The organism is Neisseria sp. P0008.S004 (assembly GCF_051962755.1).
GTDB lineage: Bacteria > Pseudomonadota > Gammaproteobacteria > Burkholderiales > Neisseriaceae > Neisseria > Neisseria subflava_A.
The window spans coordinates 1-273 of sequence record NZ_JBQCUZ010000047.1; the positions used below are offsets into that span (position 1 = coordinate 1).

Consider the following 273-nt stretch of genomic DNA (forward strand, 5'->3'; position numbering starts at 1 on the left):
GACTACAAGGTATCTAATCCTGTTTGCTACCCACGCTTTCGTGCCTCAGCGTCAGTTCGGGCCCAGCAGGCCGCCTTCGCCACTGGTGTTCCTCCGGATATCTACGCATTTCACCGCTACACCCGGAATTCCGCCTGCCTCTGCCCAACTCAAGCACACCAGTCCCAGGCGCAGTTCCCAGGTTGAGCCCGGGGCTTTCACGCCTGGCTTGGCGCGCCGCCTACGCACGCTTTACGCCCAGTAATTCCGATTAACGCTCGCACCCTCCGTATT

General features: G+C 60.1%; 1 rRNA gene. It reads right to left on the bottom strand.

Annotation, left to right across the window (positions count from 1 at the left end):
* Positions 1 to 273 (bottom strand): 16S ribosomal RNA (locus tag ACTHSW_RS10890); the annotation flags it as partial.